The following is a 25,365-nucleotide window of genomic DNA, read 5'->3' on the forward strand; positions in this document are numbered from 1 at the left end:
GCAGGCCGAGCCCGAACAGGCGGCCAAGCCTGAGAAGCCGAAGGCTGAGGAGCAGCCCGCCGCCGAGCAGCAGCAGGCCGAGCCGGAACAGGCCGAGCCCAAACCACAGCAGCAAGAAAACAAGGCGTGCGATCCGCAGACTGGGGCGAACTGCTAAATGTGCGGGTACAGACTACGGGCACCGCGATCGTTCCATCGCGGTGCCCGCTGTGAGCCGAGCCTTCATTGGTCGCGGTGATTTCTGGGGTCGTTGTGATTTCTGGCAATCTCGTCACCCGCCGTAAGCCATTTTGCATCGAACCAGCGGTCCGCCGGTCCGTCATAGGGCAGCCGCGTGATATCCCAATGGCTGACGAAGCGCGCGTAGGCGTCCCACACTGGTGGACCGCCGCCGATGAAGACGACGCGGCCGACGAAGCGCTGGAGTGTGGCCTCGGGATCCATGCTGGAGCGAACGACGACAAGGTCCCGATCCGCGCGCGCAAAATCCGGAACGCTCGCGATCGTCTTGGGACCGGCGAGCAAGACGTGTCCTCTGGTCAGGTCGAAAAATCGTGCAACGTCGGCGACGAACTCCGGCGACCGGTTGCCTTCCCAGGGAAGGCCGCCGTTGAGGCCGAGCTGCCCCGCTTGGCCAATGGCACAGACGACTCTAACGACAGTCTTCTTCATGCGTACTCCACCGATAGCCGGTCTGATCGCATTCGCAGCGCTTGCACGTCATGCTGCGCCACGCGCTTTGGCAAGATGACCCAACTTGCTGCCTTACTCCGCTGCGGCTGGCTGGTCCACCGCCTCGTTGAGGAGGTGGTTTTGAGTGTCGTCGGTCGGACTATGGAACTCCTTCTCAAAAGTCCATCCCGGCACTGAAACAAACGAAACACTTCGAGTTCGGCGCGGAAAAACCCCTGAAACAGCGATGGTTTAAATCCAACGGCACCGCTGCACCCCGCGGCGCCAATCAATGGAGTATTGCGATGTCGAGAATGCGAACAGCTTACCGCTCATTTCGGAATTACCGGATTCACCGCATGGCGGAACGGACCCTTGCGGCAATGGACGATGCCCTCCTGAAGGACATCGGGATCAGCCGGTCCGAGATTGGCTTGGTGGTCCGCGGCTTGCAGCGCGGCCAAGAAGACAAGGCGGGCTGAACCATGAAGCTTTCATTTAGGCTCCCGCTACTGGCCTGTGCGAGCGCGGCCGCCCTTCTGGCGGCGCCCGCCGCGAATGCCCATGAAACGGGCGTTCCGCACCGCCAGGCCAAGGCGGCGGTTGCAGAGGATTCGACAAGCGTCCCGCTAGTCGAAAACCTCGGCAGTCATTCCTACCCTGTCACCACCGCCAACCCGCTGGCGCAGGCCTATTTCAATCAGGGCCTGCGCTGGGCGTGGGCATTCAACCACGCCGAAGCGCAACGCGCTTTCAGGGTCGCGCAGAAGCTGGACCCGACCTGCGCCATGTGTTTCTGGGGCGAGGCCTACGTGCTCGGCCCCAACATCAACGCCGGCATGGGCCAGGAGGCGGCAGCGAATGCTGCCGAAGCCGTCGCGCAGGCGCGCAAGCTAGCGCACCTCGCCTCCAGCCGGGAAAAGGATCTTATCGCCGCGCTCTCCAAGCGCTACAGCGCCGATACTTCGGCCGATCAGGGTGCCCTGAACGAGGCCTATGCCGCGGCGATGGCGGAACTGACAGACCGCCACCCGCAGGACGACGAGATCGCCACGCTCTACGCTGACGCGCTTATGAACCTGATGCCGTGGGACTACTGGCTTGACGGCGGGGCAACGCCAAAGCCGGACACGGTCAAGCTTGTGGCCTCGTTGGAGCGGGTGCTGGCGCGCAATCCGGATCATGCCGGTGCGATCCATCTCTATATCCATGCCGTCGAAGCATCCACGACGCCGGAAAGGGCCGAAGCTCATGCCGACCGGCTTGCCGCCCTCATGCCCGGCGCCGGACACATCGTGCACATGCCAGCGCACATCTATCACCAGGTCGGCCGGTGGATCGACAGCCTGGAGATCAACCGCGAGGCGGTGGCAGCGGACGAGGCCTATTTCGAGCGCGTCGGCATAGCGCCGGAGAGCACGCCCGGTGTCTACACGGACGGCTATTATCCGCACAACCTGCATTTCTTGATGACCTCCGCACAGATGGCGGGCGACGTCGAGGCAATCGCCGAGGCGGCCAAAAAGCTCGAATCGCTGGTCTCCAATACCACGGCCAGCAAGGTGGCCGGGCTGCAGCCGATCAAGGCGGCGACCTATTTTGCCCACGCCCAGTATAGCGATCCCGAGGCCATACTCGCGCTGCCGCTGCCGGCAAACGCCTTGCCTTATGTCAAGGCAACCTGGCGATATGCGCGGGGCGTCGCCTTCGCCGCAAAGGGTGCGAGCGAGGCGGCGCGCGCCGAGACCGCCGCAATCCGCAAGCTCGCTGCCGAGACCGATTTTTCCACGGAAACGGCGGGAGGACTTCCGGCGCCGGATTTGCTGGAATTGAGCGCGCTGATCGTGGAGGCCCGCATTGCCCAGCACCAGGGCAACCTGCGGGAAGCGCGCGATAAGCTTGAGGCGGCGGTCGCGATCGAGGACGGCCTTGCCTATATGGAACCGGCCTACTGGTATTATCCGGTCCGACAGACCCTCGGCGCGGTCTACATGGCCATGGGTGAGCACGAGGTGGCCGCGGCAGCCTTCGCGCACGTCCTGGAACAGACGCCAAACAACGCCTGGGCGTTGTGGGGCCTGCGCGAGGTTTTCCGCAGGACCGGCAGGACAGCGGACGCCGAAGAGATGGATGCGCGCTTCAAGGCCGCCTGGGTGGGAGCGCCGGATTTTCTCGGCATCGAACGGCTCTGACCCGCTCTTAAGGTGCCGGCGTCGTTGTCGGCTCAGGAAACGTGTCGCAGCCTCGCAACCCCGGCTGCGACACGCAATCCCAGGTTGAAAATGACATGCTTGGCCGGTAACTGCGCTTCAGTGCCACACGTCATAGTAGAAACGCACCCGAAGATCAGAGGTTGAGAGGGCTACCCCCCCTGGAGCCACAAACCGCATAAGCCGCAGGGGCCGAGGCGCTGGTTCAACCAGCCGGTGGCGCGCTCAAGCGTAGAGGTAACCCATGCCGCGGATCGTCCTGATCACCTCCGGCTTGGAGGGATCGACCTCGATTTTCTTCCGCAGGCGCGAAACGCGAATGTCGATGCTGCGATCGAAGGGATCCCACCCGCGGTCATGGGCGAGTTCGAGCAGTTGATCGCGGTTGAGTACGCGTCCGCGATGTTCGCTGAATACTTTCAGAAGCCGGAACTCCATCGGGGTGATCGCTATTTCGATTCCCTCGGCGTTGTATAATTTGTGTGCGTCCGGGTCGAAGCGGCACTTGCCGAACTGGAGCTGGTGAGGGCCCGGAGTACTCACTTTCCCCGCAGCGCGTTCGCTCGCCGATGTCCTGCGCAGCACGGCCTTGACCCGCGCCAGCAGCTCCCGCAGGTCGACGGGCTTCGCGACATAGTCGTCGGCGCCAATCTCCAATCCGACAACGCGGTCGACGATTTCCGCCGATCCGGTCAGCATGATAATGGCAACGTCTGAGTGCTCTCGTAGATATCGCGCCAGCGAGAGGCCATCCTCACCTGGCATTCGGATATCCAATATGACCACATCGACGTGCTGGCTCTCAATAAGTTCACGCAGGGCAGGCCCCGCGTTGGCGGGCGTCACGGCATAGCCATGGTGCTCCAGATATTCCGCTACCGTGTAGCGGATATCCGGTTCGTCATCGCAGACTACTACATGTGCGTGCGTCGTCAAGATCGACCACCGAGCAACCAGCCTGATGGATAAGCTGCCTCTAAAGTGACGTGCAAATCAACGGGTCTGTCAAGCATTGTTGTTGACCAGATTAGAGACAAACGAACGGAGCTCGTTCGGTTTGATCGGTTTCTCGAGATAGGGCCGTTTCGCGGCGCGCAGGAACATCTGCGCGTCCGGACTGATTGTGTCCCCCGTCAGGAAGGCTAACCTGTCGAGTTCAGCCGGATGGAGCTTGGCAATCTGGTTGAACAATCCCCGCCCGTCCATATCAGGCATTTTCAGATCGCTCAGGATCACCGCGAAAGTGCGGTTCTTGAGGTGCAGCAGCGCTTCTTCGCCGGATCTGGCAATGGTGACGTTGAAACCATCTCGCCTGAGCACCTCAGCAACCAGCTCACCCACTTCCTCTTCGTCGTCCACCACCAGACAGGCAATGCCGGTCGAATTCGGGAGCTCGTCTTCGGCCGTTTCGGTTCCTTCGTCGAGACGGTCCGAAGCAGGCAGCGAAAGTATGAAGGTCGAGCCACCCCCTTCGGGGGATTCGACCTCGATGGTTCCTCCATGGGATTGAACGATCCGATGGCAGAAGGACAGCCCGATCCCGGTCCCTGCCCCAATCTCCTTGGTCGTGAAGAACGGCTCGAAAATGCGGGGAAGTATCTCTTTGGGAATTCCCGGACCCGTGTCGGCAACGCTGACGATTAGGTTGCCGGTTGTGGGATGAAGCCGCGTTGAAACCGTGATTGTCCTTCGTCCTTCCCAGCCATGCAACGCCTGTTCTGCATTGACAAGCAAGTTGATCAGCACCTGGCCAAGCTGATCGGGATCCGCCCAGATCGGGGGAAGACCAGGTTCAAGATGAACTGAAAGCCCGATGTCCGACGATCGAATCGAATAGGTCGCCACTTCGACCGCTTCGGAAATGATGTCATCGATCGCAACGTTTGAGGTTCGCGTGGGCTGCTGTCTGGCCATAGCCAGGAAAGTCTTGACAATCCTGGCGCAGCGTTCGGCTGCCTTGCTTATCTTGTCGGCGCGTTCCACGACCTTGGCGTCGGCAGCGGTCTCCTTCAACAGCGATGACAGGCCAAGCACCACCGAGAGCGGATTGTTGAGCTCATGCGCCACCCCGGCCAGCAATCCACCGAGCGCCGACATTTTTTCGTTCTGGTGCAGCGTCTCGCGCTGCCGCTCCAATTCCTGCTGCATTTCGATACGGTCGGTGAGATCGTAGGCGTGGGAAACGATCACCTTCTCACCATGGTAATCGATCAGTCGAGACGAAATCGAGCACCAGCAGGTTCCACCGTCCTTGCGCTTGAGCTGGGTTTCGAAATCGTCGACCAATCCCGTCGCGAGCAGCCGCTCGACGTATCGCCTCCGCTCTGAAGGATCGACATAATAGTCGACGGCGCTGGTGACGTCGCCGAGCAGATCAACGGTGGCGGGGCTGCGGTAAAGCAGCTTCCCGTCATGCGCGCGGGTCATCTGGATGTTGACGGGGCAGGCTTCGAGGACTTTACGGACCAGTTCGTCCGCTTCCTTGGCGGCCTCCTCGGCCCGCTTGCGCTCTGTAATGTCGACACGGGTGACCACGAACCCGCCTTCGCGGGTCGGACAGTTCGAGACGAAAAACCAACGCCCGTCCGTATGACGGAATTCCTGTTGCCGGAATTCGCGGCGGTCCCTTGCCCTCTCGGCAAGCCAGTCGTCGATCTTGTCGCGTGGAACCGGAAACTGGTTGCGCTCTGCGGTCACGCGGAGGAAATCGAACCAGTTCACCCCGGGAACGAGCACATCCGCGCTTATCGCGTGCATCTGGCGGTACCTGCTGTTGGCCAGCACCAGGCAATCGTTCCTGTCGTAGAGGGCAAACCCTTCGGCCAGAGATTCGATCGCGTCGATCAGCCGCTCGTTGGCCTTGCGCGTTTCTTGCTGGGCGGTGATCATGTCGGTGATATCAGTCGTGTTCGACACTATCACCTGCCTTCCCTGGAAATCGATCAGGCGAGCGGAAATCGAAGCCCAGAAGGCCTTGTTCTCGGTGTCGTACTGCTGGACCCGAAAATCATCGATCCTGCCCTTTTCGATCAGGGTGCGCTCCAATATCGCGCTATAGTCTGGATCGACATACTGGTCGGTTATTCGAGGACGGTCGGCGTAGAGATCTCTGGTAGCAGGATTGCGGTAGAGCGTTTCTCCCTCGAACGTGGTCATGCGTATCGGCGAAGGGCAGGCATCGAGCACCTTTTGCAGCAGTGTCGTGGCGTCGCGCTCGAATGCCTCGGCCTTCTTGCGCTCGCTGATGTCGGCGCGCGTTACGACGAAGCCGCCAAGATCGGTGGGATGTATCGATACCGAGTGCCATCTGCCGTCGGAGAGGGGGACCTCGAAATGGGAATGGAACTCGATCCGGCTTTGGATCCGCTCGTCGAGCCACTCATCCTCGCGCCCAACCGCATTGCGGAACACGCCGCGCTTGGCGGATTCGCGAAGGAGTTCGTCCCATTCCACACCCGGTTCGACGAGATCCCGCACCGGGTGGTTCAGCTCGCGGTAAAGGCTGTTGCACATGACCAGGCGGTGGTCTTCGTCGTACAGTGCGAATCCTTCGGAGAGTGATTCAACGGCGTCCGCGAGCATCTCCCGCGCCGCGGCGACTTCGCCGTCACGCTTCTTCTGCTTGGTCACATCGGCGATGCCGGCGAGAACCACTCGCCGGCCCTGGAACTCGACGATCCTGAGATTGCCCGTGGCCCAGAACTCCTGGCCGTCGGGTCTTTTAAGAAGCACTTCGCAATTTTCGACGACGCCTTTTAGCATGAGCTCGCGATTGATTTCCCGGTGTTTCTCGGGGTCGACAAAGTAATCGCCGAGCCGCACCGTCTCGCGTTGCGCCTTTTTGCTCCATCCAAGCAGCCGTTCGGCAGCATTGCTCTGGTAGATGAGTTCCCCCGAACTTGCATCGTTCATCCATACCGGCAACGGGTGATGCTTGATCAGGAAACCGAACAGATCCTCGCGCTGCTTGCGTTCCGTGATGTCCAATACGCCGATGATGAGCGAGGGGCGCCCGCCATAGACGCCGCGACGGCAGTTGGTCGAACACCAGACGGCCGATCCGCTTGTGTTTCTGAGCTGGATTTCGTGATCCCGGACGATCTCGCTGTTGCTGGCGAGAGAACTGATTTCATCGAATTCGCCAGAATTCACGAAATGATCCGTCAGGAATTGCGGCTCGTTCGGCGTCCATTTTCGGCCAAGCAGGTTCGACGCATCGAGGCTTTCGTAGAGGATCTGCCCGCTTCCCGCGTCCACCACCCAAACCGGCAGCGGGTGACTGTCCGTGATGCAGCGGAATATCTCGGCGTTCTCCTGGTGCGCGATCTGCGCTCGCTTCATCTCGGTAATGTCGACGCTTACCAGGGCCATGCCGCCATCCGGCCGAGGATGTGCGGTGAGCAACTTCCATCGGCCATCCAATGTCTCGGCTTCAACTGGAGCGTCGTCGATTTGCGTCCATCGCGCTGCGGCGCTTTCAACAAATGCGTTGCCCGGCTCGATGGGGCGGCCGTCGAAACTCTTTAGACGTGATAGGGCTTCGGCGACTGCGGCAATGGCGTCCGTCGGCTGCATCTCGCCGCGGTCGAGCCGCCGGCTTCCAAATATCTGCGGATTGCTGTCGACGAGAACATGGTTGGCGTCAAAAAGGGCATAGCCTGTGTGTGTGGATGGCACCGGATTATCAGGCCGCATGGTCGTTCCCTTTGTTCGCGTGATCCCGCGAGGGCGGATAATAGCCCCTCTTTGTTTCAGCACGCGTTCGGGCGACGCGTGATTTGTTTCAACTGTTTCGGCGCGTGGGAGACATCGCCGGCGCTGACGTGTCGCCTGTCATCCCCGTGGGGCGCGCGCTGAAACAAACGAAACACTCCCACCACACCACAGAAAAACGCCTGAAACGAAGGCGGTGTATGACAAGAACAGCCGCAGATGCGGCAATTTCAACCGGCGAAGCGCAAATGTCCAGCGCCCAGGATGAACAATCTAGTCTTGGCGAGTGTCGACGCGTCTTGCTCTGAAACCTGAGGGTTCAATATGGATAAGCCAGTTACTTCCCACGATTTCCCCGACCGGCTCCTCGCGAGCCTTATTGACCAAAACCATCCGGCCTATGAAGAGGCTCGCGGGCTCTACAACGCCATGATCGACAAGCGGCCGCGCTGGATCATCCCCTGCGCCGAGGTCGCTGATGTCGTCGCGGCAGTCAATCATGCCCGGGAGAAGCAGTTGCTTCTTGCCATTCGCGGCGGCGGCCACAGCGGTCCGGGCTTCGGCAGTTGCGACGGCGGAATGGTCATCGACATGTCGCCGATGAATCGGGTCGATATTGATCTCGGGACCAGCACGGTCCGCGTCGAGGCCGGCTGCACCCAAGGCGATGTCGACCGCGCCACCAGCGCTCATGGGCTGGCGGTGCCGGCTGGCCTCGTCTCGTCCACAGGCATCGCCGGACTGACGCTGGGCGGCGGCACTGGCCATCTAACGCGCAAACACGGCCTCACCATCGACAATCTGCTTGCGGCCGAGGTCGTGCTGGCCGATGGCAGCGTCGTGACGGCAAGTGAGAACGAACACCCGGAGCTGTTCTGGGCGCTGCGCGGCGGCGGCGGCAACTTCGGCGTCGTGACGCGCTTCACATTTCAGGCGCATCCGGCGAAGGATGTCTATGCCGGGCCGATCTTCTTCGACATCGAGCATACCGCAGAGATCATGCGCTGGTACCGCGGCTTCCTCCCCGGAGCGCCGCGAGAGCTCGGGATGTTCTTCGGCATCAAGACGGTGCCCTCCTGCGACCCTTTCCCGCGCGAGATCTGGGGAAGGCGCGTCTGCGCGCTGATCAGCTGCTACAACGGCGCGGAGGACGACGGCATCCGGGCGATGCAGCCCGTGCGCGACGCGCTTCCCGGGCCACTGATGGACGGTATGATGCAGATGCCCTTCGTCGATCTGCAGGCGCTGTTTGATCCGCTGCTGCCGAAGGGCTTGCAGTGGTACTGGAAGGGCGATTATGTCGACGATCTGTCCGATGCGGCCATCGCAGCCCATGCCGAGCAAGGCTCGAAGACGCCGAGCGAACTGTCGCTGATGCATCTCTACCCCATCGACGGAGCGGCCCAGGAAGTGGCTCCGGACGCTACCGCCTGGGGAGCGCGGCGAGCGCGTTGGTCCATGGTTATCGCCGGCATCGACCCCGACCCGACGAAGGCGCTGGAGCTGAGGCGCTGGGCAAGCGAGTATTGGGCTGCGGTGCACAAGCACAACCCGCACGGTGGCGCCTATATCAACTTCATGATGGATGATGAAGGCGAGACGCGTGTACGCGCCGCCTACGGCGCCAACTATGAGCGGCTCGTCACGGTCAAGCGCAAATACGATCCGGCGAACCTCTTCCGCGTCAACCACAACATCCGGCCGTAAGCCGAGGCTGAGCCTGTCCGTCCTTGGGTCGAGCGAGGCGGACAGGCCTGTGGCATGCGCAAGCCGGTGTCGCGCCATCGAGGACGACCATCCACAAAATGCGTCCCGCCCCGTCGCGCGTGCCTCTGAAACAAACGAAACACTCCCACCGCGATGCAGAAAAACGCCTGAAACGAAAGCGGTGTATGACAATAAGATCCGAAGACGCTGAAGAATAAACGGACGAAACGAAAATATCTAGAGCCTAAGACCGAACATCTAGTCTTGGCGAGGGTCGACACGTTTTGCTCCGAAACCTGAGGTTCAAAATGCATAGGCCAGTTGCTCCATACGATTTCCCCGACCGGCTCCGCGCGAGCCTTGTTGGCCAAAACCACCCGGGCCATGAAGGGGCTCGCCGGCTCTTGCAACGCCATGATCGACAAGGGGCAGACGTCAACCCCGCTACGCGACGGCTGATCGGGAACAGCCGACATTCGTACGGCCGCGCTGACACTGCCGATTGGTGATGATCTCGGCTGCCATTGGGCAGCCCACCGAACAGCGCACGAACGCCACAAGAGACCGTGCGCTGAACAACCTGCCGCCGCACATCCAGGAGGATACCGGTTGGTCGGTTTGCCCAAAGGGCATGAAAAGACGGCCTCATCGATGCGGTGCGGGGCACGGCGCGTCGAGGCCAAACGCTAACCCTCAAAAATGGAGAATTGAAATGCTCAAGATCGTTCTTGCCACTGCCACCTTGCTGTTTGCCTCCGGCATGGCTTTTGCCGGCAGCGACCACTATGGCTCCGACTACAGCCATGGCTCCTTCTATCCGAAGACCGGTGACCATTCGATAGTGTCCGACAACGGCTACGCGCTCGACCCGAGCGGCACAGCGAGTGTCGACATGACCGACAGCGCACCGACCTCGGCAGGAAAATCGATCTTCGATAAGCCCGCACCGGGTTACGGACAGGGGATGTGGGGGAGCCGATAACAGCGTTCGGCCGCACGGTCGAGATTCGACTTCCAGGCGGCGGGCTCGCCCGCCGCTTGGAATCACCTCCCAGCGGATTTAATCTGAAGCCGCGCCCAGTCGCGAGTAAGCGCCGCCGCGTGCCACCAGTTCATCATGCGGACCTTGTTCGACGATGCCTGTATCGGCGACCACCACGATGCGATCGGCATTGCGGATCGTCGCCAGCCGGTGCGCGATCACCAGTGTCGTTCGGCCCTGCGCAAGCTCTGCCAGCGATTGCTGGATCTCGCGCTCGGTCTGCGTGTCGAGAGCCGACGTTGCCTCGTCCAGGATGAGGATGGTCGGGTTCTTTAGGAACATACGCGCGATTGCCAGGCGCTGCTTCTGACCGCCCGAAAGTTTTACGCCGCGCTCGCCAATGATCGTATCAAGGCCCTCCGGCAGCGAGGCGATGAGTTCGTCGAGGCGCGCGCGGCGCGCGGCCTCGACGATCTCGCTCTCGACCGCGTCCAGCCGGCCATAGGCGATGTTCTCGCGGATTGTGCCGCCGAACAGGAACACGTCCTGCTGCACGATACCGATCTGGCCGCGTAACGAGGCCAGCGTCATATCGCGGATATCCAGACCGTCGATGGTGATGGCGCCGCTGTCGACCTCGTAAAAACGCGGCAGCAGCGAGCACAGGGTCGTCTTGCCGGCGCCGGATGGCCCGACGAAGGCGATGGTCTGTCCTGCTGCGATGTCGAGATCGATGTTCTTCAAGACCGGCCGTTCGCCGCTATAGCCGAAAGTGACATCCCGGTAGCTGATGTCACCTTTGAGCGTCGGTGCGTCAAATGCGCCGGGCCGATCCGCGATGTCCGGCTCAGTGTCGAGGAGGGCCGCATAGCGGCGAAATCCGGCGATGCCTTTCGGATAGGTCTCGATCACCGAATTGATCTTGTCGATCGGCCGGAAGAACACATTGACCAGGAGCAGGAAGCCAACGAAGCCGCCACTGGAGAGTTCGCCGCGCAGCACGAGGTAGCTTCCGGCGATCATCACCACCAGTTGGATCAACCGCATGCTCATGTAGCTCAGCGACGTGCTGGCGGCCATGATGCGATAAGCATCGAGCTTGGTCTTGCGGTAGCTGGCGTTGTCACGCGCGAACAGGTTGCGCTCGTGGTCTTCATTGGCGAAAGCCTGCACCACCCGCATGCCGCCGACATTCTCCTCGATGCGAACGTTGAAATCGCCGACCCGCCCGTAAAGCGCCTGCCAGTTGCGCGTCATGCGCGCGCCATAGCGGCTTGTCACCCAGGCGACCAGCGGCACAATTGCCGCCGTAATCAGCGCAAGCTGCGGATTGACCAGGAACATCAGCGCGAAGGCGCCGATGAACGTCATGATCGCGATGAACAGGTCTTCCGGGCCATGATGGGCAACCTCGCCGATTTCCTCCAGGTCCTTGGTGACCCGGGCGATGAGGTGGCCGGTCTTGTGATTGTCGTAGAAGCGGAACGAGAGCTTCTGCAGGTGATCGAAGCTCTTCCGGCGCATCTCGGTCTCGATGTTGATGCCAAGCATATGGCCCCAGTAGACCACGACCGCCATCAGTCCGGTGTTCACCACGTAGATGGCAAGCAGGCCGGCCGACGCAGCAAGGATCAGCAGCCATTGCTGAGTCGGCAACAGTTCGTCGACAAACAGCTTGACCGCCATCGGAAACCCGAGTTCCAGCAGGCCAGATAGGACCGCGCAGCAGAAATCCAGGATGAACAGACCCCTCCAGGGGCGGTAGTAAGCGAAAAATCTACGCAGCATTGGGACGCTTTTTCTGTTGAAGGTCTGGCCTGCCAGGAGCATGGCCTATGCGAGGGCTGTCGCTACAGGCATTTCTTGCGGCGACTGCTCAGCGCCGCCGACTTGTCCGAACGGATAGCTTACGATAAGTGGAGTGTAAACATCATATTATGAGGTCTCCATGCTGACTGAAACCACGCGCTGCGAAACGCCGAATGCGGGCAAATATCTCCAGCAGCTTTGCAAGCATTTCGCGCACAAGGTCGAGGTCGATTATGGCGATGGGCACGGGCAGTGCCGCTTCTCCTGCGGCACGGCTACCATGAATGCCGGTCTCGAACGGTTGGACATAGTGGTGGAAGCGGCCGACACCACCGCGTTGACCGAGACCAAGCAGGTCATCGAATCGCATCTCGTCCGGTTCGCCTTCCGCGAAAATCTCCAGCCGCTGGCCTGGCGCGATTGAAGCGTCGTCTTCGCTACGGAGCATGCTCATGAGATGGCTCAAGTCGGTCCTGGCCTTGCCGGCATTGGCGCTTTTCCTCGTTCAGGCGTTCGCAACCGAGATCGAGACCGCGAACGGCCCGGTAACGGTCGGCAAGACGCCGCAAACGCTCGCGGTGTTCGACATTGCGGCAGTCGATACGTTGAACAGCCTGAGCGTGAAGATCGCCGGCTTGCCCGATAAGCTCTATGTGCCTGAACTCGCCGAGTTGAAGGACGGCGCGGAAATCGTCGGCACCATCTTCGAGCCCGATCTGGAGGCGCTGAGCGCGCTGGCGCCGGACCTCATCATTGTCGGCGGGCGCTCCTCGCCGCAACTGGCGGCGACCAGCCGGATTGCGCAGAGCATCGATATGACGATGAATGGCGATGATCTGTTCGCGCAGGCGAAGCAGCGCCTGACGGCCTACGGCGCTCTCGTCGGCAAGCCGGCCGAGGCGGCGGCGCTTGCTTCGGAACTCGATGAGGCGCTTTCGTCGACGCGTGCCGCCGTCAAGGGCAAGGGCACGGCGCTGATCCTGATGACCAGCGGCCCGAAGGTGACCGCCTACGGCAAGGAGTCCCGCTTCGGTTGGCTGCATTCGGCGCTCGAGCTCACGCCGGCGGTCGAGGATGTCGAGGCCGCCACCCACGGCGAAGCGATCTCCTTCGAGTTCCTCCGCCACGCCAATCCGGACTGGCTCATCGTGCTCGATCGCGCCGCGGCGATCGGTTCGGGGGAGCAGAACGCCAAAGCGACGCTCGACAATGAACTGGTGGCCGAAACCACAGCCTGGAAGAAAGGGCAGGTGGTCTACATGCCGGCAGCCGATTTCTACATCGCCGCAGGCGGCGTCCAGTCGACGAAGCGCGTGCTTGAGACCATTCGAGACGCTTTCTCGCGGACCCAATGACCGCCGGATCGCTTGGCTCTCAAGGCTTCGCCTATCAGGCAATCGGCGCCGCAACCCTTCTTGCGCTGTTTGTGGCCAGTCTGTTCGTCGGCGTCAGCGAACTCGCCATAGGCAGTCTGGCCTCCGACCCGGAAGCCTTGCGGCTGATCATGATCAGCCGCTTGCCAAGGACGTTGGCGGCACTTCTGGCCGGCAGCGCCCTGGCCATCGCAGGGCTTGTTATGCAGACGCTTGCCCGCAACCGTTTCGTCGAGCCTTCGACGGCTGGAACCGCGCAATCCGCGGCACTCGGCATACTGGTGGTGACGCTGGTTTGGCCCGATGCATCGCTTGGCTGGAAGGCAGCCGGCGCGGCGGTGACCGCTCTCGCCGGGACATCCGTTTTCCTTATGCTCGCGCATAGGTTGCCGCCGACACAACCTTTTCTCGTTCCGCTGTTCGGATTGGTCTATGGCGGCGTCATTGGCGCCGCCGCGATCTTTGCTGCTTGGCACCTGGACCTTCTGCAGTATCTCGAAGTGTGGATGACGGGGGAGTTTTCCGGCATCCTGCGCGGGCGCTATGAACTGTTGTGGGTTGCGGGCGCACTGGTCGTATTGGCCTGGTGGACGGCCGACCGCCTGACGATGCTTTCGCTGGGCAGGGACGTCAGTATAGGGCTCGGCCTGAATTATGCCGCTATGCTTCGGCTCGGCCTTGTCATCGTCTCGGCCATCACCGCGCTGACCGTGGTCGTCGTCGGTACGATCCCGTTCGTCGGCGTTGTCGCGCCCAACATCGTATCGCGCTTCGCCGGCGAAAACCTGCGCCACACCTTGCCGTGGGTCGCCGGCGGTGGCGCGGCGCTGGTGCTTGCCTGCGATATCATGGGCAGGCTCATCCGTTTCCCCTACGAGGTTCCGGTCGGCACGATCCTCGGCGTCGTCGGGGCGGTGCTGTTCCTCGTCCTGCTGCTTGGCCGAAACAGCAATGACTGAAGTTTTGATGCAACGCGGCCTGGTGCGGCACGAGGGCCGCCTCGCGATGATGGCGGCGGTCGCAGTGCTGGTCGGCGTGGCCTTCATGACGATCGGCCTGCGCGGCGATCTCGCCTTCGTGGTCGAACTGCGCGCAGCGCGGCTGGCTGCGATGGTTCTGGTCGGCGTGGCGGTGGCGGTTTCGACGGTCGTGTTCCAGACCGTTTGCGCCAACCGCATCATCACGCCATCGATCATGGGCCTGGATGCGCTTTACGTCTTCTGCCAGACGGCGCTGGTTTTTGCGCTGAGCGGTTTCGGCGTTGCCGGCATCGATCCGCGCCTGCACTTCCTCGGCAATTTCACGGCAATGACCAGCCTCGCACTGGCGCTGTTCCTGCCGATGCTTCGCCAGCGGTTCGACCTGACGCTGATGCTGCTGACTGGCGTCGTGCTGGGCGTGCTGTTCCGATCGCTGACGACGTTGCTGGCGCGGCTGCTGGATCCGAACGATTTCGCCGTACTGCAGGGTACGGTCTTCGCCAGCTTCAATGCGGTGGAACCCGATCTCCTGCTGTTGGCCGGCCTGATCACCGTGGTGGGTGTCGCCATCGCCTGGCGGGCGCGACATGTTCTCGATGTGCTCGTGCTGGGCACCGACACAGCCATCGGGCTCGGCGTGGCGTGGCGCGGCACGGCTGCCGGGCTGCTGGTTGTTGTCGCCGCGCTCGTGTCGGCGTCGACGGCGCTGGTTGGACCGATGGCGTTTCTGGGGCTGCTGGTGGTTTCGCTCACTGGGCGCATCGTCGGCACCGACCGGCACGCCATCCTTCTGCCGGCAGCCGCGCTCACGGCGATAATCGTGCTCGTCGGCGGCCAGACAATCCTCCAGCATGCTCTGGGCGGGGAAGGCAGCCTCGGCATCGTCGTGGAGTTTGTCGGTGGCATCGTGTTCCTCGCCATTCTATTTGCCGGGGGCCGGCGATGATCGAGATTGCAGGCGTCTCCCTGGCTCTTGGCGGCAGCCGCATTCTGGACAATGTCAGCCTGACCGTGCCGAAGGGCGGCGTCACGGCGCTTGTCGGACCGAATGGCGCCGGCAAGTCCAGCCTGTTGTCGTTGATCGCCCGCCTGCGGCCCCTGCAAAGCGGCCGCATCACCGTCGACGGGCTGCCGGTCGACACGACGCCGAGCCGGCAGTTGGCCAGGACCATGGCCATCCTGCGACAGGATCCCGGCGTCGCAAGCCGCCTGCGTGTCGCCGAACTGGTGGGGTTCGGTCGTTTCCCGCACAACCGCGGGCGGCTGACCGCGAAAGACCGCGAAATCATCGCGGCGTCGCTCGAACAGTTCGATCTCAGCGACCTGGCGCTGCGCTTTATCGACACCTTGTCAGGCGGGCAACGGCAGCGCGCCCTCGTCGCCATGACCTTCTGCCAGGGGACGGATTACATCCTTCTCGACGAGCCGCTGAACAGCCTCGACATGTTTCATGCAAGAAACCTGATGCGGACGCTGAGACGAATCGCCGACGAGCACGGCAAGACGGTGCTCATCGTGCTCCACGACATTAATCATGCAGCCTCGTACGCCGACCGCATCGTCGCGATGAAGGACGGCGCCGTTATCGCATCGGGCGAAACCGGCGACATCATCCGGCCGGATATACTGGAGAGCATTTTTGGCTTCTCGATGCGGGTCGAAAACATCGCCGGTCGGTTGACCGTCCTGCATCACGCCTGAGAATCTGCACCACGCTGAGAATGCTTCCGCGACTGCATCTCTCGAAGAGCGCAGCAGTTACAACGGCTTGCATAACTGGATTTTTATTATCAAGTTTGTTGCCGCAGCGCAACCGATGGGTTAAGGCAGTCCCAACAGGCGCGGTTCGCGCCAGCCGGGGCTACCGTATTCGAGGGGATTTAGCCGATGTCATCAGATCTGTTGCGAGCGCTGACCGTCAGCACCGCGATGTCCATTTTCTTGTGTCCCGACGCGCTGGCGCAGTCTGCCCCCGCCCCGGAGGCGGAAGCCGGAACGAGCACCACCGAAGAAAATGAAGACAGCCAAGCTCCCGCTGGGGGCACGCAACTCGACACCATTCTCGTCGTGGATGTGGGGGCGGGCGCCAACGCGACGGCCGGCGCCAACCTGATCACCATCGACCAGCAGGAGATCGATCGCAAGAAACCGCAGGATTTGAGGGAGGTGTTCTCCGGCGAGCCGCAGATCGCCGTCGGCGGCGCGATCCCCAGCACGCAGAAGATCTACGTCAACGGCGTCGATGAGAACAATCTGGCCGTGACTGTCGACGGGTCACGACAGAACAACAAGGTGTTCCACCACAACGGCACCTATCTGCTCGACCCGGCACTTCTAAAGGCCGCGTCGGTGCAGGCAGGCGTCGCGCCGGCCGACGCCGGTCCGGGCGCACTGGCGGGCTCGCTTGGATTCGAGACCAAGGACGCCGTCGATCTGCTCGAACCCGGCCGCAATTTTGGCGGTTTCGTCACCGGCATATGGGACACCAACAGCGAGACGTTCACCACCGGCGTCAGCGGCTTCGGCCGGCAGGACGGGTTCGAGTATCTCGGCTACATCAACTACGGCCGTGGCGGTAACTTCACCGCCGGCAACGGCCAGGAGATGCTGGGGACCGGCACCGATCTGATCAGCGGGTTGGCCAAGATCGCCTACGAGAGCGTCGAGGGCCATCGTTTCGAGCTCAGCCACGAGCAGGTCCGCGACGACGAACTGCGCCCCTATCGCGCCAATGTCTATATCAACCGCGGCGCGGAGCCTGAAGTCCGGAACTACGATCTGCGCCGCCAGAATACGGTTTTTACCTATACGGACACGTCGCCGGAAGGCTGGTGGGACCCCAAGATCGTACTCGCTTACAGCCGCACCCAAATTGGGACGCTGGAAACGGCCCGCTCCGACGCCAATATCGTGTCGCCGACCGACGGCGCGACCAGCAGCTTCAACGGCAAAGTGGAGAACCGCTTCGCGCTCGACATCGGCAGCGTCACTGCCGGTTTCGACTTCTACAACGACAGGGCGGACCTGGATTATCTCAACTCGACCGAGCCGTTCTTCACGGACGAGCGCGCCACCAATATCGGCGCCTATGCCCAGGCGCGGCTGGAGCCCTTCGACCGCGCCAGGATTTCCATCGGCGGGCGCGCCGATCACCAATGGTTCACCGGCATCGACGACTCGGACTGGAACAACGCCGGCATCAGCGGCAACATTTCGGGTGAGTATGACCTTATGCCAGAGTTCCTGACGGCAAAGGCGGGGACCTCGCATGTCTGGGGCGGTGTACCGCTGGCAGAAAACTACCTGCAGAACCCGGCCTGGACCTATGGCGACGGCCCGGAGCCGGTGACGTCTAACAACTATACGGCCGGCCTGGAGGCGCGCTACAACGGCTTCACCTTCGAGGCGAACGTGTTTCGCACCGACATCAACGACGCGCGCCTGCCGGTGTTCGGACGTGGCGCGCCGGTCCCGGAGGTGACATCGATTCGAACGCTCGATCTCGTTTCCAAGGGCTGGGAAATCGGCGGCCGCTATGATTGGGAGGCCGGCTTTGTCAGTGTGAAATATGCCGACATCAATGCCGACGTCGACGGCAAGCCGGCCGATACCGAGATCGGCCGCTATTTGACGACGCCTCTCGGCCAGATCGTGATGATCGGCGCCGGCTACACATTCGACGATTGGGGCGTCAAAGTCGGTGGCGACATCGAAATCGCCTTGAAGACCGACAGGACCCTGGTGCGGCATCCAACCGACCCGGCAAGCGAGAAGAAGGAACTGCCGGGCTATGAGGTGGTGAATGCCTATGTCGAGTGGACGCCGCCTTCGAAGCCGAACTTCACGCTGCGCGCCGACGCGCTCAACATTTTTGACGAGGCCTATACCGACCGCGCGGCCTACGGGCAGGATTTCGACGGGGTGGCGCCGCACTTTGATCCCGGCCGCTCGTTCCGGCTGAGCGCCACCGCGCGCTTCTGATCCCTGGCAAAACGCCGGCCTCGGCAATCGCCCAGCCGGCTGCAAAAACGATGTCTGCGTTGGCGCCTTCGGAACGGATCGTGCGCCAAAGTGCTACAGCGCCCTTTCGGCATCCATTAGGACGCGCGGCGCTGTCGATGCTCAAGCGACGCCGGCGCGAACCGGTGCTTCGCGGTCCGCCCGTAGCAGGCGCATGTTGCGGGCGTCGTTGGCGAGTATGTTGAAGCAGTCGCCGCCGAACCATTCCAGCGAGGCATCCACCTCCTCGCGCTCGAACAATTCGTCGAGGAATTGCAGATAGTCCACCGCGCCGTCGAAAAGCGCGGTCATGCCCGTCCGCTTTCCGGCCGCGGCATAGACGTTTGCCGGCTCGAAGACGGCGAGGTCGGCACGCGAGCGGACATTTTTCAGATGATAGTGCCGGATATGCGGCAACAGGGCGCGATGCGCGGCGACCGGATCGGCGCCGCCTTCCCAGACGTGCAAGGTGTCGAAATTGATGCCCAGCGCCGGATGGTCGACCTCCTCGAGCAGGCGCTGCGTCGACGACAGCGTATCGGCAAGCGTTCCCGGATGTGTCTCCACCAGTAGCTGGCAGCCCTGGTCCTGCGCCATCATGCAGGCGTCCTTGAGCCGCGCCGACAGTCGCCAGCGCGCTTCGGGCGAGGTGTCCCGGCTTGCCGACTTGCCGGCGAACGTGCGCACCTTGCGGGCGCCCCAGCGGCCGGCCAGGCGGCAGAGGTTCGACGTGGCGTGACGCAGCGACGCCAGATCCTCATCGAGAGGCAGATAGTCGCTGAGCATCGGCACCGAAAGGCCGAACGCCGCCATCCAGTCGGCGTTGCGCTCGGTTATATGCTGCATGTTGCGCGCGTGTGCGCCCCAGAGCTCGATGCCTTGGAAATCGTTCGCCGCCGCCCATCGCGCGATGTCCTCCAGCGACAGCAGGTGATGGCGGAAGGTGATCGTGCAGAGCGACAGCCTCATGCGACGGCGTCTTCGACATCGTGGCGCGGCGCGTGCAGGAGGCCGCGCGTGTCGCACCACGCCCGATAGATTTGGGCAAGGCGGCGCTTCAGCGAGCGCTCCATCGCGTCGAGCATGTCGAGTTTTTCGAATACCCGCGACGCCAGGGCTTCGTCGCCTGTCTGGCTGATTTTCATGATGGCGTAGTGAAGCGCTTTGAATTCCTGGATCAGAGATTCGATGTCGTCGCAGATCGTGTCGAACCCGGCGTTGGAAAGCTGCAGCGATCGCCAGAAAAAGGCGAAGCCATGCTCCAGCGCGTATTTGCGGATCGATATGACCGGCAGCTCGCGCAGCGCCATCGACAACTCGGCCAGTTTCAGGCCGTCGCGGCCTTCCAAGTGCGCCCGAACGACTTCGCGCGTTGCGCGCGTCAGCAGATTGTCGTCTTCATGGAAACAGGCAAGGAAATAGTCGCGCAGATCGACGGCGGACGGTTTCCTGATGTCGGCAGCGTCGAAGATGAAGCCGCCGGCAACCGTCGGCCGCATGATCGCATTGATGACTTTCTGCTTCTCGATCCTGCCTTCCCAGCGGAAATCCGGATCGAGGACCATCCACACCGCCGGATCCTCGGTGTGTTCCAACATCAGATAGTGCGGGAACGGGTTCTGGTTGAACTTATTCTCGCGCTCCGGCAGGTGGAAGAGATCGAGCATGACCATCAGGTACTCGCTCTGCTTCTTGCGATCCAGAAGCTCCAGCATCGTCGCCAGGTTCTCTACCTTGGCTGCGTCCGGCCGATACCATTGGCGGACCTTGGCGCCGTACAGGCGCTCGAACCAATCGCGGAAGAAGTCGTGGTTGATTTCAGGCGCGTGATACGCCAGCCGCCAGCTTTTATCGACGGCGAAACCAGCATCCCAGACGCCGAAGAAGAAAGGTCGATGATCAAGCTGCCTTTGCTTCACCGCGTGGCAGACATTGCTGACGAAGCAATGCACCTTGATGTCGACGAAGTCCTCGCCATGCACGCCGATCCGCTCAACCGCCTCTCTTTCGGCGCGAGCGAGAACAAGTTCCTTTGCCGGCTTAACAAGTGTTCCATTCGGTTCCGAGACGTTGACGAACAGCCGCGCCAGATCGTCCACCGTGTCCAGATCCTGACGGCTGATCACCTCCTCGGGAAGCGCGACACCGTGGTCGAGTTCAAGCGCCAGCATGATCTCGAGAATGAGCACGGAATCGAGATACAGATCCTCGTTCAGCCTGGCTTGCGGCGCGAAGCTATCCATGTGCTGGTTGTCGAGCTTGTCGCGCAGGATCGTTCCGATCGCGTCGAGTATTTGATCGTAGGTCATCAGGCTGCCTCCGTCCGTACCGGCGCGAATTCGCCCGTGCCGTAGCGCACAGCCACGTCGCGCCGGCTGATCTTGCCGTTCGCTTGGCGCGGGATCCGCTCCACCTGGACGATCTCGGTTGGCATCTGGTGTGCTGCAAGCCGCTCGGCGCACCATTGCCGAAGCTGCGACCGGTCGACCGCATGTTCGGCGCTGAACAGAAGCGCGACGCGCTCGCCCGCGAACGCATCCTGCTTGCGGAACACGACGGCGTCGCCAATGCCGCCGAATGTCATGACCACGTCCTCGACTTCCTTCGGATAGACGTTGAGGCCCGAGACGTTGATCAGGTCGTCGAGACGCGACAGGAAGACCAGCATGCCGTCGTCGCGGCGGTAGCCGAGGTCGCGCGTCTCGACGACCACGCCTTTGCGCTCGACGGCAATTTCCTTCGGGTCATTGGAAGTGCCGGCGTCTCGCAACGCGAAGCGCGGCAGCACATAGCCGACTTCATTAGCCGCCTGCACATCCGGGTTGATCGCTATGCAGCCGGCTTCCGAGCAGCCGTACTGCTGGAACATGTGCCTGGACTTGGCCCTGATCTGCCCGAACCAGGGGTCGGGCAAGAGGGTGCCGGATGTCATCGTTGCGTGGATCTGCTCGCCGGCCGGCAATAGCCTGGCGAGCGTGTGAAGGATGGCCGGCGACGAGATCAGATAGGGGCGCTCCGTTTCGCGCAGCTTGCGCAGCAGGAATTTGGGGTTCCCGGTGTCCAGTATTGCGGGCGACTGGCCGCGCTTCAGCGCCACCATTACGCCGCAGATCAAGCCGTAGGAATGGGTGGTTGGACCGGCGATCAACGGCGTCATGTCCTGTGGCTCGACAAATGCCGAGGTGTAGCTCTCGATCTCGTCGTCTATGTCGCGCCAGGCGCGCGCGATGCATTTCGGCTCGCCGGTCGTGCCAGAGCTCATCTGCAACAGCTGTCCAGCTTCGCTGGCGCGCTCCTCGCAGATCGGCTCGCCTTCCAGCCGGTTGTAGAAAAGCAAGTTGCACTTCGCCGTCTCCGCCTGCCGGCGCGCCGCGGCATATGGCGTCGAGGGATGCAGCGGCAGCACGCTGGCGCCGGCCGCGCGCGCGGCAAAGAAGAACGCCAGCCAATCCTGCGCCTCGGAGAAACAGACCGCAAAACGGTCGCCTGCGCGCTTGTCGAGTTGCACCGCGGCCGCAATGCGATCCGCCGCGTCGCGGAAATAGGTTCGATCAAAGACCGTGTCGTTGATAGTGATCATTTTTCTGTCTCCTTACGCGACTGCAAGGCTGTTTGGGATTTCGTGAGCGCATTCGGTGCCCGGTGGCGCGAGCTTGCGTCGCAGCAGCGATTCCGTGCGGATGCGTGGCCGGAACAGGCCAAGCGCGGCCTGCCGGTGTGTCAGTCCGAACTGCCGGCAATGGTCCTGCAACTGCCTGCCGACGCCTGACCAGAAGCTGTCTTCGTCGAGGCCGTAAAAATGCCGCAGCAGATGCGAGATCTCGGCGAGGTTGTAGACGAACAGCGCGTCCAGGCAGAGCTCGCCGAGCAAATCGGCGCTCTCCATCCAGTAGTACTGGTTGGGCGCGGCGTCACGATAGGCGGGATTCAAGGCGAGGAAGTCGGGAACAATGGAGGGATCGCGCAGGAAGCCCGGCGCATATTCGACGCTGTCGTGGAAGTCGCGCATCGCCAGCCTCACTGGCAAGCCATCGCGATGGATCAGGATCAAGTTCTGGCCATGCGCTTCCGTGGCGATGCCATGGCCGACGAGCAGGTGAAACACCGGCATTACCACCGTAGCCACAAGCTTGTCGAGCCAGGCGTCCAGCCCGTACTGCTCGACCCAGTCCGCGACGAACGGCCGGCCGTCACTCTCCAAGCCCATCAGCGCGTTGAGCGGCACCGCGGTTTCGCCGGGCTGGAGGCTGCTCGTAACCTCCTCCCGCCAGATCGCGGCGATCTGTCCTGCCAGCGGTCCTTCCCGATCTGCGATCGTGCCGGCATATTCGGCGAGGATCGTGAGCGGATAGCGCGCCTCGAACAGCGTATCGCTGGCGACAATGTCCTTGAGCCAGCGGCTGATCGACGGCGCGCTGCACACCGAATGCGGCTCGATGATGCGCCTGGCCGACGAGTTGACGAGATTCATGGGCAATTTGAGATTGGCGCGTCGCGGGTGATCGCGATTGAACAGCGTCCGCACGGATTGGCTGGCGCTATAGCGATCGCCGGCATGGCCGAGGAAACCGGCGGAGCCCTCCGCCAGCCAGCGCGACAGCTCCGAGCCCTGTAACGCTTTCCATTGCCAGGGATGCAGCGGCATCAGGCCGAACCGCCTTGCATTGTCGCCGAGCCGGGCACGGCGCTCGTCCAGCAGCGCGTAGGTTTCGGTGCCGAGTTCGTGCATCCAGAAAGCCTGCTCGTCCGTGGGAAACGCCGAGTGCAGACGTTCGGGCGCGACCGCCAGCCAGGCCAGTTGGAAGGCGTTGCCTGCTTCCGGGCCGTACGCCGCGTGGTCGGCGTAATCGAAGCCGGTGCGCGCCTTGAAACACGGATGATAGGGATGACCCTCATCGATCGCGCTGTCGAGTTGCGCAAATGGCAGATCGCGGCGCGGTCTGGGCCGGAGATTGAGCTGGTTCCAGGCGCTGAAATCGAGCGTCCGATCCAGTTCGGACGTGAGTTGCGCGCGCCGTTCGGGGCAGGTGTCTATGCACGCAAGCAGATCGCCGAGCGTCGCCGGGCGCCATTGGTCGGCGCAGCCCCGCTCGATCGTCTCGGCGACAACCCTGACCCGGCCGAAGGCGCCGATCGATCCCTCGCAGCGTATCGAGGCGCCGCCGCAGCGCCATTCGAAGCGGGCTTTCCCGCCGTCTCGCGACACGGCGCAATCGACCAGGCCCTCATAGACCAGGGCTTCCGCGAGCTGGCGCATCACACGCAGCTCGGGGATGCCGTGGAGATCAAGAGGCAATGGCATGTGCCTGCTCCGCGGCGACAAATAGCCCGACACGGCTGAGTGGATTGGGAAAATGCGTGTAGAGGGCGCTGCCGCCCTCGGCCAGCTCATCGACATCCTGCAGCCGGATCGCCAGGTTGGCCTTTGCGGTGATGTGCGGCTTGTCCAGCAGGCTGGTCGCGAATTCCCCGCCTGCGTCAGTAAGCTCTTGCGCCAGCTTCTTGAGCCGCGCACGCAGCATGGCGAGCAGTTCGGCCTCGCTTGCCAGGCCGTCATGCCCGGCGCGAGCGACGACCGAGAAGATCTGATTGACGATGAGGTAGTAGGAGAGCCGCTCGCGAATCTCACGGTCGTCGAAGAAAAGACTGCGGATCTGGACAATGTCGGGCATCAGGCCATACCACCGGGCTCTGAAACTGTTCGAGAGGTAGAACCCCTGGCTGTCGCGATAGAGGTATCGGCTGGGCAGCCCCTGCTGCGACAGGTCAAGCAAGCTGTTTTGCTGATGCGCTTCCAGCGCGACGCCGAACCGATCGTAGAGTTTGACCAGCGGATCGAGCGCACAGTCGAGATAGCATTCGAACCAGCGACGGCACGCCTGCCGCACCGAGATATCATGATCCTGCGCGACGCGCCGGACGACGGTTTCGAACAATGAGCTGTGCCCGGGACGTGGTTCGGCCGTCAGTGCCGAAACGGTGATCACCGGGTCGCCGGCGCGGCCCCGGAACGGGTTTTCGCGGAAGATGACTTCGAAACCGCTCTCGGCCTGTCCGGAAAAATCCAGCGTCAGGTATGCGCTGTCGTGGAGAAAGCCGAGGCGCGGCTCGAACATGTCGATCCCGGCGCGTTCGAACAGGCGCGCCACCGCAACGCCTGCCTCCAATTCGTGCCGCCTGTTGACGCGCTTGGAGTTGGTGATGCGGACGGGCAGCGAGAATTTCGGCATCCAGGCGGCATCATCGCTGTAAACCGTGCGCACCGAAGAAGTCGCCGTGAACACCGGCCCTGCCGGGCCGAGATACCGGATCTGCCCTGAATCCATGAGCGCTCGCACCGCCGGGTCGAGCATCAATGCTTGCGCCTGAAGCGGATGCATGGGCAGGAGCATCTCGCCGTTACCTGCGGCGACCTTGCCGGCGTCATTCCCCAGCAGTGAGCTGACGATCGCGGTCACCGCGGTGCCGGCGGAATCCTCGCGGACAAGGTCGGCAGCGGCGGCGAAATAGGCCAGCTGGAAACCGCCGCGCAATTCGGGGGCATAGACCTCCTGCTGCCAGTTCGACATGCCTTGCAGGCTCTTGGGCGTCGGATGCAGCGGATGTCCGAAATACAGGGATTGCTCCGCGGCTATGAAGCCGACCGATGGCGGCGCCCGATCGGCGGCGTCGAGGTAACGCTTCGTCGCCTGACAGCTCTGAAGAATCCGTTCGAGGAGCTCCACATCGGCTTGTCGGTGCGTGGCCGATCCGGCTTCTCTGGCTCCCAGCACAAGCAGATGCACGGCCAGGATCGGTTCTATCTCGTGCCAGTTCGGACCTGCATCCTGACGCATCCAGATCTGTCCAAACAGGTGCATTCCGCAAAGCGATCGGGATTTCATTTCGATGCGCAGCACGGCATGCCGCGACGGCAGGGA

General features: G+C 62.4%; 19 protein-coding genes. 10 read left to right on the forward strand and 9 right to left on the reverse strand.

Features of this window, described 5'->3' with window-relative positions:
- Window positions 1-222: 222 nt before the first annotated feature.
- Complete coding sequence (locus AC0L28_RS01405) at window positions 223-672, reverse strand: dihydrofolate reductase (RefSeq protein WP_287172708.1); 450 nt, start codon at window positions 670-672, stop codon at window positions 223-225.
- Window positions 673-986: 314 nt separating this feature from the next.
- On the opposite strand from AC0L28_RS01405, the gene AC0L28_RS01410 reads away from it, so the two are divergent.
- Window positions 987-1,154 (forward strand): DUF1127 domain-containing protein, encoded by a 168-nt coding sequence (locus AC0L28_RS01410; protein ID WP_128172270.1) that lies wholly within the window; start codon window positions 987-989, stop codon window positions 1,152-1,154.
- A gap of 3 nt (window positions 1,155-1,157) precedes the next feature.
- Entirely contained in the window at window positions 1,158-2,864 is a 1,707-nt protein-coding gene (locus AC0L28_RS01415) for a tetratricopeptide repeat protein (RefSeq protein WP_473475137.1), read from the forward strand.
- Window positions 2,865-3,107: 243 nt separating this feature from the next.
- Here the strand turns inward: AC0L28_RS01415 and AC0L28_RS01420 are convergent, their stop codons facing one another.
- Complete coding sequence (locus AC0L28_RS01420) at window positions 3,108-3,818, reverse strand: response regulator (RefSeq protein ID WP_473475139.1); 711 nt, start codon at window positions 3,816-3,818, stop codon at window positions 3,108-3,110.
- A 69-nt stretch (window positions 3,819-3,887) separates the two neighbouring features.
- Entirely contained in the window at window positions 3,888-7,577 is a 3,690-nt protein-coding gene (locus AC0L28_RS01425) for a PAS-domain containing protein (protein WP_473475141.1), read from the reverse strand.
- A 342-nt stretch (window positions 7,578-7,919) separates the two neighbouring features.
- Between AC0L28_RS01425 and AC0L28_RS01430 the strand changes: the two genes are divergently transcribed.
- A complete protein-coding gene (locus AC0L28_RS01430; protein ID WP_473475143.1) occupies window positions 7,920-9,302 on the forward strand; it encodes an FAD-binding oxidoreductase in 1,383 nt (460 codons plus the stop codon).
- 712 nt (window positions 9,303-10,014) lie between these two features.
- Entirely contained in the window at window positions 10,015-10,284 is a 270-nt protein-coding gene (locus AC0L28_RS01435; protein ID WP_128167914.1) for a hypothetical protein, read from the forward strand.
- A 78-nt stretch (window positions 10,285-10,362) separates the two neighbouring features.
- On the opposite strand, the gene AC0L28_RS01440 is transcribed toward AC0L28_RS01435, so the two are convergent.
- Window positions 10,363-12,072, reverse strand: coding sequence for an ABC transporter ATP-binding protein (locus AC0L28_RS01440; protein ID WP_023799714.1), 1,710 nt, complete (start codon window positions 12,070-12,072; stop codon window positions 10,363-10,365).
- A 160-nt stretch (window positions 12,073-12,232) separates the two neighbouring features.
- On the opposite strand from AC0L28_RS01440, the gene AC0L28_RS01445 reads away from it, so the two are divergent.
- The 6 genes from AC0L28_RS01445 to AC0L28_RS01470 all read left to right on the forward strand — a co-directional run bounded on the left by AC0L28_RS01445 (window position 12,233) and on the right by AC0L28_RS01470 (window position 18,427).
- Window positions 12,233-12,517, forward strand: coding sequence for a DUF2218 domain-containing protein (locus AC0L28_RS01445; RefSeq protein WP_473475146.1), 285 nt, complete (start codon window positions 12,233-12,235; stop codon window positions 12,515-12,517).
- A gap of 28 nt (window positions 12,518-12,545) precedes the next feature.
- Complete coding sequence (locus AC0L28_RS01450; RefSeq protein ID WP_473475148.1) at window positions 12,546-13,448, forward strand: siderophore ABC transporter substrate-binding protein; 903 nt, start codon at window positions 12,546-12,548, stop codon at window positions 13,446-13,448.
- Window positions 13,445-14,425 (forward strand): ABC transporter permease, encoded by a 981-nt coding sequence (locus AC0L28_RS01455; RefSeq protein ID WP_473475150.1) that lies wholly within the window; start codon window positions 13,445-13,447, stop codon window positions 14,423-14,425. The genes AC0L28_RS01450 and AC0L28_RS01455 overlap by 4 nt, the downstream gene beginning before the upstream one ends.
- Window positions 14,418-15,392 (forward strand): iron chelate uptake ABC transporter family permease subunit, encoded by a 975-nt coding sequence (locus AC0L28_RS01460; protein WP_287172686.1) that lies wholly within the window; start codon window positions 14,418-14,420, stop codon window positions 15,390-15,392. The genes AC0L28_RS01455 and AC0L28_RS01460 overlap by 8 nt, the downstream gene beginning before the upstream one ends.
- Window positions 15,389-16,147 carry an iron ABC transporter ATP-binding protein gene (locus AC0L28_RS01465; protein WP_287172684.1) on the forward strand — a complete coding sequence of 253 codons (759 nt, stop codon included), beginning with the start codon at window positions 15,389-15,391 and terminating at the stop codon, window positions 16,145-16,147. The genes AC0L28_RS01460 and AC0L28_RS01465 overlap by 4 nt, the downstream gene beginning before the upstream one ends.
- Before the next feature lie 186 nt (window positions 16,148-16,333).
- Window positions 16,334-18,427: a TonB-dependent receptor domain-containing protein gene (locus tag AC0L28_RS01470; RefSeq protein ID WP_473475152.1), complete on the forward strand. Its 2,094-nt coding sequence runs from the start codon at window positions 16,334-16,336 to the stop codon at window positions 18,425-18,427.
- A 141-nt stretch (window positions 18,428-18,568) separates the two neighbouring features.
- Here AC0L28_RS01470 and AC0L28_RS01475 read toward each other — a convergent pair whose 3' ends face one another.
- The 5 genes from AC0L28_RS01475 to AC0L28_RS01495 are packed head-to-tail and all read right to left on the reverse strand — an operon-like array spanning window position 18,569 to window position 25,281.
- Complete coding sequence (locus AC0L28_RS01475) at window positions 18,569-19,414, reverse strand: sugar phosphate isomerase/epimerase family protein (protein ID WP_287172681.1); 846 nt, start codon at window positions 19,412-19,414, stop codon at window positions 18,569-18,571.
- Window positions 19,411-20,754: a DUF6005 family protein gene (locus AC0L28_RS01480; RefSeq protein WP_287172679.1), complete on the reverse strand. Its 1,344-nt coding sequence runs from the start codon at window positions 20,752-20,754 to the stop codon at window positions 19,411-19,413. The genes AC0L28_RS01475 and AC0L28_RS01480 overlap by 4 nt, the downstream gene beginning before the upstream one ends.
- Entirely contained in the window at window positions 20,754-22,025 is a 1,272-nt protein-coding gene (locus AC0L28_RS01485; protein ID WP_287172677.1) for an AMP-binding protein, read from the reverse strand. The genes AC0L28_RS01480 and AC0L28_RS01485 overlap by 1 nt, the downstream gene beginning before the upstream one ends.
- Window positions 22,026-22,037: 12 nt before the next feature.
- Complete coding sequence (locus AC0L28_RS01490; RefSeq protein WP_287172675.1) at window positions 22,038-23,747, reverse strand: IucA/IucC family protein; 1,710 nt, start codon at window positions 23,745-23,747, stop codon at window positions 22,038-22,040.
- Window positions 23,731-25,281: an IucA/IucC family protein gene (locus AC0L28_RS01495; protein ID WP_473475155.1), complete on the reverse strand. Its 1,551-nt coding sequence runs from the start codon at window positions 25,279-25,281 to the stop codon at window positions 23,731-23,733. Before AC0L28_RS01495 ends, AC0L28_RS01490 begins: the two co-directional genes overlap by 17 nt.
- Window positions 25,282-25,365: the final 84 nt, after the last annotated feature.

Source organism: Mesorhizobium sp. WSM4847, assembly GCF_055811335.1.